The organism is Neoalteromonas facilis, assembly GCF_002807665.1.
GTDB classification, from domain to species: Bacteria; Pseudomonadota; Gammaproteobacteria; order Enterobacterales; family Alteromonadaceae; genus Alteromonas_E; species Alteromonas_E facilis.
In genome coordinates this window covers 800,838-820,002 of the sequence record NZ_PEAY01000001.1, presented here as the reverse complement: position 1 = coordinate 820,002, position 19,165 = coordinate 800,838, and the positions used below count along the sequence as shown (strand labels likewise).

Annotated in this window: 20 protein-coding genes; 16 read left to right on the top strand and 4 right to left on the bottom strand. The window is 43.8% G+C overall.

Annotation, left to right across the window (positions count from 1 at the left end; all coding sequences use genetic code 11):
- Positions 1-2: 2 nt before the first annotated feature.
- From scpB to CSH93_RS03690, 4 genes are all read left to right on the top strand, one after another.
- A complete protein-coding gene (scpB, locus tag CSH93_RS03705; protein ID WP_100641856.1) occupies positions 3-629 on the top strand; it encodes an SMC-Scp complex subunit ScpB in 627 nt (208 codons plus the stop codon).
- Complete coding sequence (gene rluB / locus CSH93_RS03700; protein ID WP_100641855.1) at positions 629-1,534, top strand: 23S rRNA pseudouridine(2605) synthase RluB; 906 nt, start codon at positions 629-631, stop codon at positions 1,532-1,534. The genes scpB and rluB overlap by 1 nt, the downstream gene beginning before the upstream one ends.
- The gene (locus CSH93_RS03695) at positions 1,535-2,101 is read left to right on the top strand and encodes a DUF2569 domain-containing protein (RefSeq protein WP_100641854.1); all 567 of its coding nucleotides are present in this window, start codon (positions 1,535-1,537) and stop codon (positions 2,099-2,101) included.
- Between the two features lie 68 nt (positions 2,102-2,169).
- Positions 2,170-2,868 carry a transglutaminase-like domain-containing protein gene (locus tag CSH93_RS03690; protein ID WP_100641853.1) on the top strand — a complete coding sequence of 233 codons (699 nt, stop codon included), beginning with the start codon at positions 2,170-2,172 and terminating at the stop codon, positions 2,866-2,868.
- Between the two features lie 13 nt (positions 2,869-2,881).
- Here CSH93_RS03690 and CSH93_RS03685 read toward each other — a convergent pair whose 3' ends face one another.
- From CSH93_RS03685 to CSH93_RS03670, 4 genes are all read right to left on the bottom strand, one after another.
- Complete coding sequence (locus CSH93_RS03685) at positions 2,882-3,553, bottom strand: DUF4097 family beta strand repeat-containing protein (protein WP_100641852.1); 672 nt, start codon at positions 3,551-3,553, stop codon at positions 2,882-2,884.
- A 164-nt stretch (positions 3,554-3,717) separates the two neighbouring features.
- Positions 3,718-5,892 carry a hybrid sensor histidine kinase/response regulator gene (locus CSH93_RS03680; RefSeq protein ID WP_100641851.1) on the bottom strand — a complete coding sequence of 725 codons (2,175 nt, stop codon included), beginning with the start codon at positions 5,890-5,892 and terminating at the stop codon, positions 3,718-3,720.
- A 30-nt stretch (positions 5,893-5,922) separates the two neighbouring features.
- Complete coding sequence (locus CSH93_RS03675; RefSeq protein ID WP_100641850.1) at positions 5,923-6,300, bottom strand: response regulator; 378 nt, start codon at positions 6,298-6,300, stop codon at positions 5,923-5,925.
- Between the two features lie 113 nt (positions 6,301-6,413).
- Positions 6,414-7,574, bottom strand: coding sequence for a response regulator (locus CSH93_RS03670; RefSeq protein WP_100641849.1), 1,161 nt, complete (start codon positions 7,572-7,574; stop codon positions 6,414-6,416).
- 243 nt (positions 7,575-7,817) lie between these two features.
- Between CSH93_RS03670 and CSH93_RS03665 the strand changes: the two genes are divergently transcribed.
- From CSH93_RS03665 to CSH93_RS03610, 12 genes are all read left to right on the top strand, one after another.
- Positions 7,818-8,180, top strand: coding sequence for a response regulator (locus CSH93_RS03665; RefSeq protein ID WP_100641848.1), 363 nt, complete (start codon positions 7,818-7,820; stop codon positions 8,178-8,180).
- Between the two features lie 14 nt (positions 8,181-8,194).
- A complete protein-coding gene (locus tag CSH93_RS03660) occupies positions 8,195-10,231 on the top strand; it encodes a chemotaxis protein CheA (protein ID WP_100641847.1) in 2,037 nt (678 codons plus the stop codon).
- A gap of 2 nt (positions 10,232-10,233) precedes the next feature.
- Positions 10,234-10,725, top strand: a complete 492-nt coding sequence (locus CSH93_RS03655; protein ID WP_100641846.1) for a chemotaxis protein CheW — start codon at positions 10,234-10,236, stop codon at positions 10,723-10,725.
- 27 nt (positions 10,726-10,752) lie between these two features.
- The gene (locus CSH93_RS03650; RefSeq protein WP_100641845.1) at positions 10,753-13,290 is read left to right on the top strand and encodes a methyl-accepting chemotaxis protein; all 2,538 of its coding nucleotides are present in this window, start codon (positions 10,753-10,755) and stop codon (positions 13,288-13,290) included.
- Between the two features lie 3 nt (positions 13,291-13,293).
- Positions 13,294-13,791 (top strand): chemotaxis protein CheW, encoded by a 498-nt coding sequence (locus CSH93_RS03645; RefSeq protein ID WP_100641844.1) that lies wholly within the window; start codon positions 13,294-13,296, stop codon positions 13,789-13,791.
- The gene (locus CSH93_RS03640) at positions 13,791-14,555 is read left to right on the top strand and encodes a ParA family protein (protein WP_100641843.1); all 765 of its coding nucleotides are present in this window, start codon (positions 13,791-13,793) and stop codon (positions 14,553-14,555) included. Before CSH93_RS03645 ends, CSH93_RS03640 begins: the two co-directional genes overlap by 1 nt.
- A complete protein-coding gene (locus tag CSH93_RS03635; RefSeq protein WP_164078283.1) occupies positions 14,542-15,096 on the top strand; it encodes an STAS domain-containing protein in 555 nt (184 codons plus the stop codon). Before CSH93_RS03640 ends, CSH93_RS03635 begins: the two co-directional genes overlap by 14 nt.
- The gene (locus tag CSH93_RS03630) at positions 15,089-15,901 is read left to right on the top strand and encodes a CheR family methyltransferase (protein ID WP_100641841.1); all 813 of its coding nucleotides are present in this window, start codon (positions 15,089-15,091) and stop codon (positions 15,899-15,901) included. The genes CSH93_RS03635 and CSH93_RS03630 overlap by 8 nt, the downstream gene beginning before the upstream one ends.
- 2 nt (positions 15,902-15,903) lie before the next feature.
- Positions 15,904-16,518, top strand: coding sequence for a chemoreceptor glutamine deamidase CheD (gene cheD, locus CSH93_RS03625; protein ID WP_100641840.1), 615 nt, complete (start codon positions 15,904-15,906; stop codon positions 16,516-16,518).
- Between the two features lie 9 nt (positions 16,519-16,527).
- Positions 16,528-17,622 carry a protein-glutamate methylesterase/protein-glutamine glutaminase gene (locus CSH93_RS03620; RefSeq protein ID WP_100641839.1) on the top strand — a complete coding sequence of 365 codons (1,095 nt, stop codon included), beginning with the start codon at positions 16,528-16,530 and terminating at the stop codon, positions 17,620-17,622.
- Positions 17,623-17,645: 23 nt separating this feature from the next.
- Positions 17,646-18,014, top strand: coding sequence for a BLUF domain-containing protein (locus tag CSH93_RS03615; protein ID WP_100641838.1), 369 nt, complete (start codon positions 17,646-17,648; stop codon positions 18,012-18,014).
- 66 nt (positions 18,015-18,080) lie between these two features.
- Complete coding sequence (locus CSH93_RS03610; RefSeq protein WP_100641837.1) at positions 18,081-19,163, top strand: PAS domain-containing protein; 1,083 nt, start codon at positions 18,081-18,083, stop codon at positions 19,161-19,163.
- Positions 19,164-19,165 lie beyond the last annotated feature (2 nt).

Sequence of the window (19,165 nt, the reverse complement as noted above, 5' to 3'; positions counted from 1 at the left end):
TGATGACAAAGATTAATGCAACCCAACTAAAACAATTAATTGAAGCCGCTATATTTGTCGCGGAGGAGCCTTTATCTAAGGCCCGTATACAGTCGACAGTGCTGGCCGACTTCACTGTGTCGGCTCAACAACTTAATAAAATCCTGGAAGAATTGAAGCAGGATTATGCTGCGCGAGGGATCCAATTACATGAATTGGCGTCTGGATTTAGTTTTCGTTCAAACGACGCATTAAGCCCATTTTTGTCAAGGTTGTGGCAGGAAAGTGCGCCACGTTATTCGCGCGCACTGTTAGAAACATTAGCGTTGATTGCCTACCGCCAACCCATAACTCGCGGTGAAATAGAAGATGTTCGCGGCGTGGCGGTCAGCAGCAACATCATACGGACACTGACCGAACGAGATTGGGTGCATGTGGTCGGACAAAAAGAAGTACCCGGTCGACCGGCACTTTATGCAACTACTGATCGGTTTTTAGATTACTTTGGGTTAAAATCCCTATCAGAATTGCCCACCGAAGATGCATTTAATGCGTTAGCTGAGGCACAAACAGACGAACCATCTTCATCGGAACAAGCGCCAGACTCCAATGAAGGATCGGGCCCGCCGACTACTGAGCAGTTACATTAATGAGTGAAAAATTACAAAAAATCCTTGCCAATTATGGCTTAGGTTCTCGTCGAGAAATGGAAAAGTGGATCGAACAAGGACGCGTTTCCGTTGACGGACAAGTCTCGACTCTAGGCGATCGTGCTGAAGCTACAGCACAAATTCGTGTTGATGGGCATATTATTTCGGGTCTCAGCAAAGACAGTGCTTGTAGAGTGCTGATGTACAATAAGCCGGAAGGGGAGTTGTGTAGCCGCAGTGATCCGGATGGCCGTGCAACGGTGTTTGATCGTTTGCCAGCGATTCGACCTGGCCGCTGGATTGCAGTAGGGCGCTTAGACATTAATACGTCAGGTTTATTATTGTTCACCAATGATGGAGAGCTTGCCAATCGTTTGATGCATCCTAGCCGTGAGGTTGAACGAGAGTATAGTGTGCGTGTATTTGGCGACGTCAACACCGCTCACCTTAAAGCGCTAAAAGCAGGCGTTAAATTAGATGACGGCATGGCTAAATTCACCGATATCAAAGCCAAGCCAAAAGACGATGAAAGCCTAAATCAATGGTTCAATGTAACCCTTTCAGAAGGTCGTAATCGTGAAGTAAGACGCTTGTGGGAGTCACAGGGACTACAAGTGAGTCGCTTGATACGTGTGCGTTACGGTGCGCTTGAGTTGAAGAAAAGGTTGCCTCAAGGCGCATGGATCGAACTCGGACTGGATGATATTAATTCGTTACGTAGCATGGTTCAGTTGCCGCCAGAAACGCAAACTAAAGTTGTTGAAAAACTTAATCAGCTTGATCACGCACGTTTGTCACGGATGCGACGTTCGGTGAAAAAACACAAATTAAATAAGTCGCGAGATGCTTCTGCGCCCAAAAAAGCTGTCAAAAAACCAGTTAAAAAGCGTACCAAGCGAAACTAGATGTCTAGTTCACAAACCGTAATGTCTGAGACGACAAACAGTAACCCTCTATACGGTATTAAGGGCTGGTTAATACTGGTTGCGATAGGTGTCACGTTAGCGCCGCTAAGAATGGCATTTGTGTACTTCCCACTGTACTACGATATTTTCGCAAGCGGCACGTATACAGCGCTTACAACCTTTGACCATCCGGCCTATCATCCCTATTGGGGCCCTTTGATCATCTCAGAGACGTTTTATAACGCGTTGATTTTGGGCTTGTCTGTTTGGTTAGTCTTTCTGTTTTATCGCAAGGACTATCGCTTTCCGAGCGTATTTATTGGGTTGGCAATCGCCAATTTAATCTTTATTCCTCTCGATGCGTGGATTGTGTCATTGATAGTGGTGGATGAGCCTATTTTTGATCCGGATACCATGCAAGAGTTTATTCGTTCAATCGTGACGGTATGCGTATGGTGCCCGTATATGCTGCTATCTCAACGGGTGAAAGTAACCTTTGCCAAGCCCTCGTTTTCTGAGCCGAGTATTTCAGCTCCGAAAATACATTTAAAAACATCTGCAGAATAGCGCTTGACCTTAACCTGACTCGAAGGTTTATCGTGTTTGTCGACTAAGGTATTTAAGGTTCAAAGGCTATGCAGGTATATTTAACAAATACTCCCATTCTCGATTTTCAGCATTCGTCTATCCAGCAACTTGTTGCCGAAAGAGCTTGGCAGGCGCTGCCAGCGTATGAACGTATTGGTGCGGTGTATGACTTTGTGCGTAATGAGATAGTGTTTGGCTACAACAAGAGTGATGATATTCCCGCGTCGTTGGTATTGGCTGATGGGTATGGGCAATGCAACACTAAGGGAAGCTTGTTGATGGCGCTGCTTAGAGCTGTGGGTATCGAGTGTCGATTTCATGGCTTCACTATCGACCAAGCACTGCAAAAAGGCGCGATTCCCAGTCTACTGTTTGGCTTGGCACCACGGTTTATCATTCACAGTTGGGTCGAAGTGTTATACCAAGGGGAGTGGATAGCGTTAGAAGGCTTTATCCTTGACGAGGCATACTTACGTGCGGTGCAGCGTAAGTTTGACAATATCAAAGGAGCATTCTGCGGCTATGGGATAGCTACAGACTGTTTTCAAGAGCCTGGCGTGGAATGGCAAGGAAAGGCAACGTTTATTCAGCACAAAGGCATTGCAGATGACTTTGGATTGTATGATTCACCTGATGATTTCTATCGGCAATACGGTACAAACTTATCGGGCGTGAAGCGCTGGTTCTATCAACATTTTGCGCGTCATATAATTAACTGGAATGTGCGTCGCTTACGCAAAGGGTAAGCGACGCGTGGGATTATTCACCAAAGTAACGACGTACTTTGCTTTGCAATTCTGGATTGGCAAATTCTAATTTTACCGGTCTGTGAAGGATGATTTCACCATCTACTCGGGATTTTGCATCGATAACCAGTTTGGGTTCATCAGAGCCCCAGTAGTTTTTACTGTTTTGCTCATACACGATGTTACCCGTTACGTGACTACCATGCAGTAGAGAAATGTCGCCATTGGTCGTCACGATGTCATTATCGATGTTGCCACTCTTAATTTCGATATCACCGTTAACTGTTTTGACTAAGCCGTTAATGTTGGCATGTTCAGCGATGTCGATATCACCGTTTACTGAGTTTACGCCGTTCTGATTGGTGAAGTGTTCACCAATTTCGATATCGCCATTAACTACATCAACGCCGTCAGCCGTTACGTGTTCACCGATATCAATATCACCATTGACGGAAGAGAGATGATCGACCGTTACTCTGTCTTCAAGCGTTACATCACCATTGACTGACGATACATGGCTTACATATTTGCCTTCGCCAACACTGACATCACCAAACACGCTGCTGACTTCACCATCTTCTATATCCCAACCGTTTCCGCCGCCCACGTGAATAACACAACCGGATAGTCCGAAGGAGACACAGGTTGCAATAATAAGATGTTTAAAGGCTTGTTTGTTTTTCATTCTAGGTTTACCGACTAATTAAACTTAGTGCGGATTAAGCAGGTGCCATGCCAATTGCAAAATTCTCATCAAATCAAGTGGTTACAAATTTTTGCTTTGTTGGCACGCTAGCGAGTTAGCCGATTTGACTAACTCTTAGTGTTAAAGCACTGGGAATAGCCTTGTTAGTATGTACGAAGGGCATTGACGACAGCATCAATTAACTGCTTATGGGAATAAGGCTTAGTTAGAATAATGTCGTTAATATCAACATCAAAACGTGATACTAAGTTACTGCGGCTATAACCGGAGGACAACACCACTTTAATGTTGGGTTGGAGCTGGCGAAGTTTGTGCACGATGTCGAAACCATTTTCTCCAGATTTGAGAACCACATCGCATATCACTAAATCGATTGGCCTAACATACCCGTAATCCAAGGCTTCTGATTCGGTTTGACTGGAGATGATTTCCGCACCCGTTAACTTGAGTAAATTTGCAAGCATATCAAGGACATCTTTATCATCTTCAATGATCATGATAGTAAAATGCGTCAGTGGCGAATCAGAAAATGATATGTTCTCTTCAGCTCCAACGGAGCTGTTTTGCGTTTCACAGAATTTGGGGAAATAGATTTCAAAGGTAGTCCCTTTGCCGGGTGTGCTATCTACCAGAATATCGCCGCCAGTGCTATGTACAAATCCAATTACCGTACTTAACCCCAGGCCGGTACCGTGTTCTTTTGAGGTAAAAAACGGCTCAAAGATCTTACTCACTAATTCGTCATCCATACCAATGCCAGTATCTTCAATACTGATACACACATAATCCCCAGGTTTTAGTGATTTTTGCGACGATATTTCACCATCAATGAAAATGTTCTCGGCACTAATATTGAGTTTTCCGCCGTTAGGCATAGCGTGTTTGGCGTTTACCACAATATTCATCAAAGCGCTTTCAAATTGCACTTTATCCAGGAATGAGTCCCATAAGTCGTCTGCTATATTCAACGACAGTTCGACGTCTTCGCCAACAATACGTTCAATCATGCTTTGTATATCATGTATGGTCGAATTTACGTTGACGCGGGTATTGTGTAATTCTTGTTTTTTACTAAACGACAGTAATTGGCGAGTCAATTTGGTCGCTTTGCTGCAGGCGTTGCTAATGCTAATAATAGCAGAGTCTCGCGTAGTGATCGGAATGTTCTTATTTTTGGCGATCTCCGCATTCCCGCTGATAATTGCCAACATATTGTTAAAGTCGTGCGCGATGCCGGCTGTTAGCTGGCCGACGGCTTCAAGTCGTTGCTGCTGGACGCGTTTTTTATTGAGCTGTTTTTCGAAGGTAATATCTTCCATGATACAGACAATATCGACACCGCCTTCGTTTTCGACTCTGTTCAGTGATATTCGGATGGGGAACTCGCTCCCGTCACTGCGCAGCCCAAATAAATCGCGGCGACCCGCCATGGCACGTTGACCTTTATTTTCAATAAAGGTCTCGCGTTTGTTGGTGTGGGTCGACCGATAGCGGTCAGGCATAAGTTCTTCGACGCGAATACCAACTAATTGGTCATTGGCTAGCTTGAACATTTGTTCAGTTGATTCATTGGCATAGGTCACGCGACCTTCGGTATTGACCACTAAGATAGCGGCAGGGCTCTCTTCGAGCAGGATTTTTAATCGTCTGGCATGCTGTGAAGTTCTGTTGCTAATTGAATGAAGGCTGAGCACAAGCTTAACAATGAAATAGCCAAAAATGAGGTAAAAGGCACCCGATGACAATAACAGATAATCATAAACAGACTTTCCTCTGAGCTCTTTTTCAAGCATGAACACGTCTTTTTCAAGTGAAACATCAACCGTTTGGCGTAATTTTGTTAATGCGTGGATTGCACGCACATCATCGGTTTGCACTAAACTATCAATCAGCTCAGCGGATTCGCTTGAGCGTAACGCCAAAAACTGTTCTTTACTGCGATAGTCTAAAAAGGTTTCTCTAACGGAATCTATAGCATCAAGCACATTTGGGTCGTCAAACAGAACATTGAGTTCCGACAAAGCCGCGGTAACCCTATCAGCATCATCGGCGAGCAATGCATACAAAGAGCGATCATCACGTAATACGATGTTTTTAAAATGGTGGATATAACCACCGTAACCTAATGCATCAGACAACCTGCGCATTTGCAGCTGTGCTTCAAGGCGTTTTTTGCTCAGTTGTGTCCAGTGATCATCAACGTTTACGCGATGAGAAATAACGAAACCACTTAAACTTAAATGCAACACGATAGCCACAATCAGGGCTGCTATTATATGGCCAATTTTAATCGTAGTATCAGTTAGTTGTGTATTCATATCAGCATTCCTTGAAACTCTGTTCTCTGCCTATTGATGTGACACATGGGAAAAAATGATTGAATATAATTGAGCAAAATCAATTGGTTTGGTGATGTACTCACTGAACCCCATTTTGACCAACTCTTCAAGGTTTAAGCTATCTTCTCCAGTAACCGCGATGATAGGGGGGCACTTGGCTATTCGCTTGCGGATCTCTTGGGTTGCAAGCAAGCCATTGCCCTCAGGCATATTAATATCCATCAAAATAGCATCGAACGGTTCCCCCAACGCTAGCTCAATGGCTTCTTTTCCATTGTGGGCGCGGCATATATTCGCGCCTTCTTGTTCCAGTACATAGCTGAGCATATCGGCGGTAATGTCCGCATCTTCTGCAACCAGAATTGACTTACCGCTTAACAGTGCCATTTACACCCCTTAACTGCGATGGCTCACTATTGTGTATAGTTCATGCTGCGAATGAGTCAAATCAATTTGAAATATTATTGATTGATATCATGAAATTATAGGTGCTGGCGATGCTAGAAGAGCTCGATGTCATCGTCTGTAACCTCACTGGTGGAGTCGGTTTCTTCCTGTTCAACGACACCATCATCTGCGAGGTTTTCAGCGCAGCGTTTGAGCAGGGTTACCACTTCACTAAACGTCTCATTGGCTTGATTATTTTCCAGTTTTTGTTCAATTAACTGAATAAAATAATCTTCTTGCTCGTCGGTCATTTCTAACTGATGAAAACTCAAACTGATACTTGTCGCAATACTTTCCAGGTTTTCACGCCGTTCAATTTCCATCGCCTCTATGGCCTTTGACACCATATCGATGGTCTCATTCAATGACTTACGCGTTTGGTTCATGGTTTGTATATTCATTAAGGCGGTAAAGCGAGTGCCTAATGCAGGGACTAATTTTGCAAATAAATCGATAGCAGCATCGTAAGAGTTAGTGCCCTCTGTGGGCATGTTTTTGACTAATATTGATGAATTGTTCTCGTTAAATATCGCACGTTTACCGAAATTATAAATACGCCCATGATTGTGCAGAAGCTGAAAAACTTTCTTTTCGTTCTCGCTACATTCTTTGGTATCAGCATCATAATTATAATTTTCAGTGTCCGTTCTAAATTCAACGGCACAATGATAGCCCTGAGCTAACAAACCTTGCACCAGCGTTTCCATAAATGCGTCTATGGTGTTAGCACGGTTTAAGCGTGCAAGTAACTCTAAACCTGAGCCGTATGCAGATGCCTGCGTCATGGCCATTTCGGCTAGGTTTCTTACGCTGGAGTCTTTTTGTTGCAGAGCTTGAATTTGGTTGATGTCTCGCGACAAGCGCATTAAGCGCTGATGGAAAGAGACGACGTTAAATGGCTTCCCGATGTAGTCGCCTGCACCAAGAGAATAGGCTTTTTTAATGGTTTCATCGCTTTGGTCGCCAGAAAGCACAAGAATACTCGGGCGATCATTGGCGGGTAAGGTCTGCACGTATGCGCAAATATCTAAACCGGATTTCTTGGGTAAGTGAATATCGACGAGAATAAAGTGGAAATGATTCTGTTCTATCGCTGCGATGGCTTTTTCACCGTCATCTACCAGTGCAAGGTCAAAATCTTCTTCCAACATAAGTTCGAGTACAGCCAATAGGTCACTGTCATCCTCAGCGATCAATACTTTGTGTTTAGCCACTCGCTAGCCCTCGATAATGCTTATTTTCCCTATCTGATTGAATCATCTTAGTAGATAACTCAGAACAACCATAGTCTAGGAATCTGATCTATATCAATTTTTTTTTCATCTAAATGAGAAATTTTATTTTTAATTTTTCAACATGCTGCTATACCTAATTACAACAACGGCTGAAGTTTTTAAGTGCGTTGGTCGTTATAGTCTTCGAAGCAATTTAACGAATTTATAAAAACAGGAAGTAAAATGGCGAAAATTTTGACTGTGGATGATTCCGCGTCGATGCGGGCGATGGTGACATTTACGTTAAGTGAGCAAGGTCATGAAGTCGCTGAAGCGGAAAATGGTCAAGTAGGGCTAGAAGTAGCAAAATCGCAACAATTCGATTTGGTTATTTCAGATGTGAATATGCCGATAATGGATGGCATTCAATTGATTACCCTACTCAGACAAGAGCCTGCGTATAAGTTTACTCCGATACTAATGCTGACCACAGAGTCTGGTCAGGATAAAAAAATGGAAGGGAAGCAAGCAGGGGCTACTGGGTGGGTTGTGAAGCCCTTTGATCCGCAGAAGTTAGTCGCGGTGGTAAACAAAGTTCTTAAATAAACAAGGCGCAAACAATGTCTGATCCAATGGAAAAATTTAGGCAAGTGTTTTTTGATGAGAGTGCTGAAGCATTAGATTCGATTGAACAACATTTGTTAGGGTTAGACATTACCAACATTGAATCTGAAGTCGTAAACGATATATTCCGCTCCGCGCATTCCCTTAAAGGCGGCAGTGCAACATTTGGCATGAGCCAGTTAGCTGATTTCACACACTTTATGGAAACCTTGCTCGACATGATCCGGGCGGGTCAACGTGCGTTTACTCAAGACGTGGTTGACTGTTTGTTTGAATGCTTGGATTGTCTGCGCAATCTGGTAAACCATTACCAAATCGACGAAGAGATTAATAGCGGCTTAATCGATCAGGTTAAGGGCACGCTGCAACAGCTTATCGATAGTGATGCTTCTGCTGCGACATCTGCAGGGACCTCTGGTTCTGGGCATGTCAAGCGGTCTCAGGGGCATAAGTGGCAAATTACCTTTGCGCCTGATGCCAAATTATTGTTATCCGGCAACGAGCCCCTCAGGTATATCGAGGAGCTATCGGAGCTCGGTAGCATTATGGTGAGCTGTGACAGTCAAAACTTACCTGCAATAGATAATATTGAACCTCTTGATTTATATCTTTCCTGGACGATCACACTTAATGCTGATTCGGTTGTGAGTGTTGATGATCTTAAAGAAGTATTTTTGTGGATCGAAGATGATGCTCGCTTAGAGTACCGTTGTTTGGATGAAGAAGGGCATGATAGCGCTAAAGTTGAAGACGCGATCGTTCAGGCACCGGTTGCTGAAGCTGCATCGACAAATAGCGCGGCTAATAGCGTAGCAACTCCCGCCGATGCCCCTAAAGCAGCTGCAGCAAGTAAACCCAAGAAAACGAATCAATCTATTCGCGTCGAGTTATCAAAGATCGATGGCTTAATTAACCTACTGGGCGAACTGGTCATTACACAATCGATGTTAAGTACCTTTAACGATGCTGAAAAATACCCTCAATTGCAGCGACTGCAAGAGGGGTTAGGTCAGCTAGAGCGACATACGCGGGATTTGCAAGACGGGGTCATGCAAATTCGTATGTTACCGATTGATTTTTGTTTCAGTCGTTTCCCCAGAATGGTGCGTGATTTATGTAAGCAACTGGGCAAAGAAATCGATGTGGTGATATCCGGTGAATCGACAGAAGTAGATAAAACTGTAATTGAAGAGCTGACCGACCCGATGGTGCATTTAGTCAGAAACTGTATTGATCACGGTATTGAGTTACCCAAAGACAGAGAGGCGAATGGTAAACCTCGAAATGGCACGCTAAGGCTTATGGCTTACCATCAGGTGGGAAATATTATCATTGAAGTGAGCGATGATGGTAAGGGGTTAGATGTCGATCGAATTAAAGCGAAAGCCATAGAAAACGGCGTTATAGGAGCTAATGATCGTTTATCTGACCAAGCTGTCAAAGAACTTATATTTGCGCCTGGATTCTCCACAGCTGAAGCCGTCACCGACCTATCGGGACGAGGGGTAGGCATGGATGTGGTGAAACGGAATATTCAGTCATTGGGTGGGCAAATTGATGTTAAATCTGAAGCCAACGAGGGCACCACATTTAGCATAAAGTTACCGCTTACACTGTCGATCCTGGATGGCCAATTGGTCAAGGTAAGAGGCGAAACCTTTGTTATTCCAATGTTGGCGATTATTGAGTCGATTCAAATCAAGCGTGAAGCTATTAATGAAATTGGTGCGCATGACGTGTCGTTCAAATGGCGATCTCAATTTATTCCATTACTTAATCTGGCTGAAACATTCGGTTCGGCCAATAGCGATAGCCGTACAGACGAAATGCTTGTTGTTGTGGTTGAGCATGATGGGCAGCATTTTGGCTTAATTGTCGACGAACTCGCGAATCATCAGCAGGTAGTGGTGAAGTCATTAGAGGCTAACTATATAAAAGTTGATGAGTTGTCAGGGGCTACCATTCTGGGTGATGGCTCTGTTGCATTTATATTAGATGTTGGCGCATTGATGCGCAGGTTAAAGGTACATTGAGTATGACAGAAGAACTGGCAACAGACGCTGAACTATTAGAGGACGACACTCAGAATAAGTCTGAGTGGCTTAGCTTCTCATTAGGTTCAATTACCTATGCTGTCGACATTTTACGAGTGAGAGAAATTCGCATATGGGAAAGCATGACACGTGTGCCTTATGCGCAGCATTTTATTCTGGGTTTGATCAATATTCGCGGTGCAATAGTGCCAATTATAGATTTGCGTAGACGATTTGGCCTACCTATCAGAGAAGCGGATAAGGAAACCATTGTCTTGATCTTGAATGTTGTCACCGAACAAGGTGAAAAAACCATGGGGATCGTCGTCGACCAGATATCAGAGGTAGTTAATTTGGCGGATGAAGACATTAAGAATGCAGAAAAATTTGATTTGTCGGTCGCAGATAAATTTGTGACAGGGATCGCTGACATACGTGGTGCAATGTCGGTGTTATTGGATATAGATGCAGTGCTAGATATTGCAGACTTTTAACGCGTACAGTTAAACGGGGAATACACAATGAAAAACAACCAGAACAGCTTTATTCTCATAGCTGTCTTATTGGCAGTCGCCGGATTAGGCGTTGCGCTTTGGCAATTTGCCCTCACGCCTTGGGTATTCGCCATTTTTATATTCCAACTGGTAACGGTGTTAGCGGCAATAGCGTGGTTTAAGCAAGCCCAGTCAGCGAGTTCTGAAACCATTGCTGATACCCAAGCAATGCTGCATGAAAAAGAGAAAGATGCTCACTTGCTGAATAATGCGGTGAAAGGTTTATCGACTAATTTAATGATGGCCGATGAGAATCTCAACATCACATTTGTCAATGGCACCTTGCACAGTATGTTGCGATCAAACGAAGCCGAAATCAGGAAAGCGTTACCACACTTCAGTGCTGATAACTTGATAGGTGTGAACATTGATACTTTCCACAAGAACCCGCAGCATCAACGTCAAATGTTAGCGCGTTTAACCAGCAAATATGAAACTAACATTCAGGTTGGGGATTTGCACTTTGGCCTAGTGGTAACGCCATTATTTAATCAAGGCAATCAACCAGCAGGGTTTACCGTTGAATGGCATGACCTAACCCTCAAACTGCAACAGGAAAAAGAACAGCGCAATACCGCTCGTTTGCAGGTCGCGTTAGATAACGTTAATACCAATGTTATGTTGGCCGACAATGACTACAACATCATTTATTTAAACAAAAGTTTGAATAAAATGATGAAAGACAATGTCGACACTTTCAGATTGCTCAAATCCGACTTCAACCCAGATGCGCTTGTTGGTGTCAACATTGATACCTTCCATAAAAGTCCGGCTCATCAACGCACGTTACTGGATCGTCTCACCGATACCTATCAAACTGAAATCAGCTTAGGTGAATTGGTCTTTCAATTAACGGCAACGCCGGTTATTGACAGTAGTGGAGAACGTATCGGTACAGCGCTTGAGTGGGCTGATATTACCGAGCTTAAACAGCAAGAAAAGATCGCAGCAGACAATGCGCGAGTGCGATCAGCACTTGACGGTGTTTCCAGTAATGTGATGGTGGCTGACGCGAATCTAGACATTGTGTATATGAACAACTCTGTTCAAAACATGATGAAATTGGCTGAATCTGATCTTAAGAAAGAGCTGCCTAGTTTTGATGCCAACAATTTGATTGGCAGAAATATCGACCAATTCCATAAAAATCCAGCGCATCAACGCAGCATGCTGGAAAAACTTAATTCAACCTACAGAACACGTATACAAGTGGGAAGAAGACGCTTTGATTTGATTGCAAACCCCGTATTTACCGGTAACGGTGAGCGTATTGGTTTCGTGGTTGAATGGGCTGACGTTACGCTGCAAGTGGAAACGGAGCAAGAAGTCGAAAAACTCGTTACCAGTGTCGCGCAGGGTAACCTGGGTGCTCTGATAGCAACCGACAATAAGGAAGGCTTTTTCCTCAATATTGCCAATGGTTTAAATGAACTTTCACAGACTGTGAATGCCTTCGTACGCGATGTGAATACAGCGTTACAGCGCGTATCTGAAGGGGATATGCGAGTGCAGATTGTTGATGACTACCAAGGTATGTTTGGCGAAGTTAAAAATGCACTGAATGACACCACGCGTCGTCTTAATAACGTTATTTCCTCGATTAAAACCAGTGCAGATTCGATTCGTTCAGCGAATCACGAATTGTCGTTGGGTAATGACCAATTGTCTGAGCGTACCGAAAAACAAGCATCCAACCTTGAGGAAACGGCAGCTAGCTTAGAAGAGTTGACGGGTAATGTGAAAAGTACGGCTGAAAATGCCTCGACAGCGAATCGCGCGGCTGAAGACGCGCGGGTTAAAGCCAATAAGGGCGAACATATCGTCTTAAGCGCGGTGAAATCAATGGAAGAAATCACCGAAAGCTCAAACAAAATTAGCGCGATAATTGGTGTGATAGATGAAATAGCGTTCCAAACCAACTTGCTTGCTCTTAACGCGTCTGTTGAAGCCGCACGAGCCGGAGAGCATGGTAGGGGCTTTGCTGTTGTGGCCAATGAAGTGCGGAATTTGGCCCAGCGTTCGGCGACGTCGGCCAAAGAAATTAAAGAGTTGATTGATGATAGTTCATCGAAAGTTATGACAGGCAGTGACTTGGTTAATCAGTGCGGCGAGTCTCTGAAAGAAATTCTGACCAATATTGATCAACTGTCGTCTCTGATCGCTGATATGGACAACGCGACAAATGAACAGGCCAGTGGTATCGCCCAAGTAAACCAGGCTGTGGCAGAGCTTGATGATATTACTCAACAAAATGCAGCCTTGGCTGAAGAAGCCTCATCGGCTAGTCAGTCTTCGGTACAGCAAGTGGATGAAATGGTAGAGCGCGTATCCTTCTTCCAAGTTGAGGATGATGGCACTGGGTCAGCTGGTGCTGCACCAATGCCTAGAGCATCTGTTGCTAAGCCTTCAGCACCTAAACCCGCGGTTAAAGTGTCTGGTGCTCAAGCGCCCAAATCGGTGAAGCAGACCTATCAGTCGAACGACGAAGAATGGGAAGAATTTTAATTCATGAATACTGCAATGGAGTCAAACCTGGAATTGCTGAGCTTAGATGTTGGTGGTGATTTGTTCGCCATCAACATCACGGATGTTCAGGAAGTTCGCGTCTTAGAATCCGTGCGCCGTTTACCTGATTTACCCTTTGGTTGGTTGGGTGTTATTGATTTCCGTGAAGCCATAGTCCCCATTGTTGATCTGCGTATTGTGCTTGGCAGCGACAATACCAGTATTGGTGATAAAACGGTTGTAGTCATTGTTCAGGCTGAAAGTGACTCCCAATCTCGATTGCTGGGCATTGTCGTTGATGCCGTGTCTGACGTGATGAGTGTAAAGCCGAATGATATTCGCCAACCTCCCAACGTTAAAAACGCCAAAAACAAAGTGATATTTGGTCTGTTTAAACGGGATGCGAACATCATTTTGCTGTTGGATATAGAGCAATTGCTTGAATCAAGCGATTTTGAAGAAGTGCGGTCACAAATTTCGGATGTAAGTAGCGCTGAGTAATGACAAGAAACATTAGTTTCGTTAATCAAAAAGGCGGAGTTGGCAAGACAACTATGTGCGCCAACCTAGCTGATGCGCTGGCGCTAAAGGGACACAAAGTTGTCGCTGTCGATATGGACCCACAAGGACATCTCAGTCAGTACCTCGGGTGTTTGGATAAATCGCTCCCAGGGGTGTACGAGATTATTCAGGGAGAAACAAGCGTTTCTGATGTTTGCGTTACATTGTCGGATAACTTAAGGCTTGTGCCTCCAGGTGAAAAGTTGATGCGCTTGGAGTCGGTGCAGATGAGCCCAGGGCGAGGACTCATAATGCGTAAATCGTTGGCAAAAGATGCAGCATTGCAGGCGGATTTTGTGCTGTTTGATTGTCCGCCATCAAATGGCTTTTTAGTGATTAACGGTATTGCTGCAAGTCAGGAGTTGCTGGTGCCGGTTACGCCTGATTTTCTCGGTTTGAGCGGTTTGTCTGAAATGACAAAGCAAATCAAGCGCTATGAGAATGTTATGGGCAGTTTTAATCATTTGTGGGTTGTGGTGAGTCGCTTCCAACACAGAGCGGTTAGTCGAGAAGCCGAAGCGAAAATACGTCAGTACTTTAATAGCAAAGTCACTGAACAAGTGATCCATGAGCGAGCGGCAATTGCTGAGAGCCCAGGCCACGGGCAATCGGTTATCCGATACAGCAACGATAGTCCGAGTGCTGATGAATTTATGGCATTAGCGAGCGAAATAGAAAGAGGCAATCACAGTGAGCAAAAATAGCAAAAGTGACAGTGAAAAGCTTGGCCATGATCCGCTCGAGTGGTTGCAAGAAGAGGATTCGGATGATGTTCAAGCAGTTAGTGAGAGCCAAGGTGAAGATACGCCATTAGAGCTCGATATTCCTAGCTTAAGTGATGAAGAACCTGAACCAGACAATGAAATAGCAGCGACTGCAGAAGAAGACAAAAATATCTCTGAGAGTGCGGCTGAGCCCGATGTCGCAGACGAAAATGCAGAGCAAACTGTGGCAAACAGTATCGTTGCCGATACGTCACTGACTGTGCAATTCGCTGAAGCATTTCATCAACAACTATTGTCCAGTATCGCAGTGTGCAATAAAGATACACCGCTAGTGGTGGATGTGTCTGAAGTGGGGCAAATTGATTCGAGTGGTTATCAACTGTTACTCAGTGCTTGTATGAGTTGCGGCCAAAAAGGTATCGGCATACAGATAACCGGTGCGTCATCAGCGTTGTCAGAGCAGTTAGAACTTTTAGGCGATAGTACACTCTCGCGTTACATGGAATCTATCCATGACTAGAAGTAAAGAGTTTGATTTTACTTTTGACCATTTTAATACGCTGCGCAAGTTGGCACATAGCCATTCAGGTATCCATATTACGGATGACAAATTTGAGATGTATTACGCACGCTTAGCTAAGCGTTTACGTGCGTTAAATATGAATGACTTCTCTGCCTACATAAAGAAAGTCAAACAAGACCAAAATGAATTTTCTGAGTTTATTAATGCCATCACGACCAATGTCACGGCGTTTGAGAGAGAGCCTCACCACTTCGCTAAACTTAAAGCTGAAATAGAGCAGTTCAATAAAAAAGATTTGAGTATATGGTCTGCAGGGTGTAGCAGCGGGCAAGAACCCTACAGCATACTTATCAACAGTATACCTGTGTGTGAGAAGCGTCATATCAACATAAAGCTTTTAGCTACGGATTTAGACACTAATGTTCTCAATAAGGCTAAGCAGGGAATTTATCCGTTAGATGATATTCGCGGATATTCAGATGCACAAAAGAAAAAGTTCTTTTTCAAAGGGAAAGGCAGTAATCAGGGGCTTTGCCGTATCAAACCTAGGCTCACTAACCTCATAGACTTTAAGCAGTTAAACCTATTTAATCCGTGGCACGTTGATCAAACGTTTGATTATATATTCTGCCGTAACGTACTGATTTATTTTGAAATGCCAAAGAAGCTTGAAATTATTTCTCGCTTCAGAGAAAACTTGAAAGTCGGTGGCATATTGTTTTTAGGACATTCAGAGTCGATTCCTCGCTCTGAAGAACATTGGCGCAACATTGGTAAAAACATGTACCAATTAAGCGAGTAATAATGAGTGTATTGCCAAAGTGCATAAAAGGATTTGAACATATTAATCGGTATTTGGACCGCAATGTCGGAGTAAGTACCGCTAAAATATTGCCTGGTGAGTTTTATGTTACGCGAGAGCCGGAGATTATTACCACGGTTTTGGGGTCATGCGTGTCAGTGTGCATTTATGATTTAAATGCACGGGTAGGTGGAATGAACCACTTTATGTTGCCTGCCAGCAAGCAAACACCCAGTAATGTCACCAGTGAGTCTTTTCGTTTTGGGGATGTGGCGATGGAACAACTCATCAATGAAGTATTAAAGGCCGGTGGCGAGAAAAAACGACTCAAATTTAAAGCCTTTGGTGGTGGTCACATCATTCAGAAAATGACGTCAATTGGCGATAGCAATATTACGTTTTTGAAAAAGTTTATGGCGTTAGAGGGCTTTTCGTTGGATTCGACAGATCTGGGTGGACCTCATCCAAGAAAGGTTCGCTTTGATCCTACGACTGGCAAAGCTTGGGTCAAGAAGCTGGCTCATTTACATAATGAAACTGTGAAGCAACGCGAAGAAAGCTATCAAAAAGCGATTGCTAAAGAAACCACACAGTATGGTGATATTGATTTGTTTTGAGTAAACCTAATGAAGCCTATTCGAATTGTAATCATCGATGATTCAAAGTTAATTCAAAGCGTGTTGCAGGACATCTTCGCTAGCGATCCGCGTACCGAAGTAGTTGGCATTGCTGAAAACCCGCATGATGCAAGACAGGTCATCAAAGACACCGATCCAGATGTAATAACCCTTGATGTCGAAATGCCAAAAATGAATGGGATCACGTTTCTGCGTAATTTGATGAGGTTACGTCCCATGCCGGTTGTTATGATTTCCACACTGACGGCTGAGGGCGCAGGCGTTACCATTGAAGCATTGAATATCGGCGCGATTGATTTTATTGAGAAACCGGCGAATTTAGCACAGTCAATCAATGCCTACCGTGATGAGATTTGTTCAAAAGTGGTCGCTGCTGCAAAAGTACCAAAACTTAAGTTACTGGAGTTACAACAGCGATTGCAACAGGGCGCATCAGAGGCTTCTGCACGGCCACAACAGGTTCAGCAAAAAACAAAGCTGCAATCAGCGCACATTGCAGGTCATCAAATTTGTGCTATTGGCGGTTCAACTGGCGGCCTAGAGGCATTATCGAATCTTCTGACGCGGGTTAAATTTACAGGTCGAGAAACCATAGTTGTCTGTTTGCATTTGCCGGCAGGTTTTACCGCTTCTTATGCCCGACGGTTAGACTCATTGCTACCGATTGCAGTGAAAGAAGCTGTGTCGGGAGAGCCCTTAGAGCAGGGTAATATTTATATCGCGCCGGGTGGTCGGCATATGGAAGTTGCCAAGCGCGGCAGCAGCTTCTGTGTAAGGTTGAATGACAACGAACCGGTGAATCGTCATAGACCTAGCGTATGTGTTTTATTTGATTCTATTGCCCAACATGTTGGGGCAGGTGCAACGGGGATCATACTAACGGGGATGGGGCGAGATGGTGCGCAGGGGCTTGCAAACATGAAGCAGGCTGGTTGTAAAACGTTCGCTCAAGATGAGGCTACTTCGGTTGTGTGGGGAATGCCTGGCGCTGCCTATGAAATAGGCGCTGTAGATGCACAGCATGTTTTGCCATTGGCAAAATTAAGTACATGCGTGGAACAATTTTATCAACGTAGGCATTAACACTGCATACCGAGGGGGTCACCATGTTTAGACTCGTATATGTGAGTAAAATTAATCAGCCATTGTTCGATTCAACTGCATTGGCAAATATTTTAGCCAAAGCGCGCGAGAAAAACGCAGAGCTTAATATTACCGGCATGTTAATTTGTAACTACGTGCATTTCCTCCAAGCATTAGAGGGCGACGAAAATGCAGTTAGGGATTTATATACTACTATCGCCCAAGACCCCCGTCATACCGACGTGGTATTACTGTCAGAAACAGCATGTGAAGAGCGTTTATTTGGCAATTGGCGCATGGGGTTTTCTAGTCTGGAATCGAGTGATACTCAAGATCTGTCTCTATTGTGTGGTGAAAGCGCACTGGAACTGCTACTGGCTAATGTGAAGTAAAATCAGCTATAAAAACTTACTAGTGTTGTTTGAGCGAAAACGCCGAGTATACGAGAGGTTTAGGTTGTGCAAAATGTAAACACATTGGAAAGAGAAGAATTACTTCGCGTTTTTGAGGTGATCATGGAGCATAGTTTTGAGTCCGTAATTATTACTGACGCAATTCCCAATAGTCACAAAATTATTTATGCTAACGCACAATTTTGTCGCATGACCGGGTATACGAAAGAAGAGTTGTACGGTAAAAACCCGCGTATATTTCAAGGGAAAAATACTAAAGCTTCGGTCATTCAGCGACTTAAGTTAGCCCTTCAGCAAGGTGATAGTTTTGAAGGTGCAACCATCAACTATCGTAAAGATGGTTCCGAATACCCTGTACAGTGGAATGTATATCCTGTTAGAAATGAACACAATGAGATCCAATATTTTGTCTCGGTGCAACGCGATCTTACTGCTTTTAGGCAAAGCCTTAACCGCTTAAAAGTATCCAGTAAATTTTTTAAACTATTTCTTTCAGAGTTATTGTCAAAAAATGGCGCTTCGAACGAACTTGAAACAGCCAAAGCTGAACTGGATAAGAATGTTGAGCTGTTATCAGCTTATTCCAGCAAAGTTAGCTCAAGCGAAGAGCAAACGTCTGACTTCTTTGATTTCGATACAACGTCATCCAGACACAATATTAGCGTGGAAAACAAGCGAACTCTAAGTGCTGCTGCGTTTATTGGTAGCGCTGAAATAGATCCTGCATGGATATCAGAACTTAAAGACATTGCGGGACTACTTGCCGTGACGATTTCAACAGATGACTTAACTAACTATGATGAAGTCGACCGTAAGAAACTTATTAACGACTTACAAGAGTTTGCTAACGCCGTATTTTATATCGAAGAGTTTATTGATATTTCGATTAACTTAAGTGAGCTCTCCGCCGCGATGTATCACAGTATCGAAATTCCGTTTGACGTTATTGTGACGCAAGCAATTAAAGGCTTGATCGACGACCTCTATGAATGGGTATACGCAGTTTTTGTAGAACAAACTGCAGAGGATATTCACTGGCTTGATAGCAGTATAATTTCCAGCTGTAAGCAGATAGCCATTTTTACCCGTTTAGACGGTACCAGTGACGAAGACGATGAGTTGTTCTAATC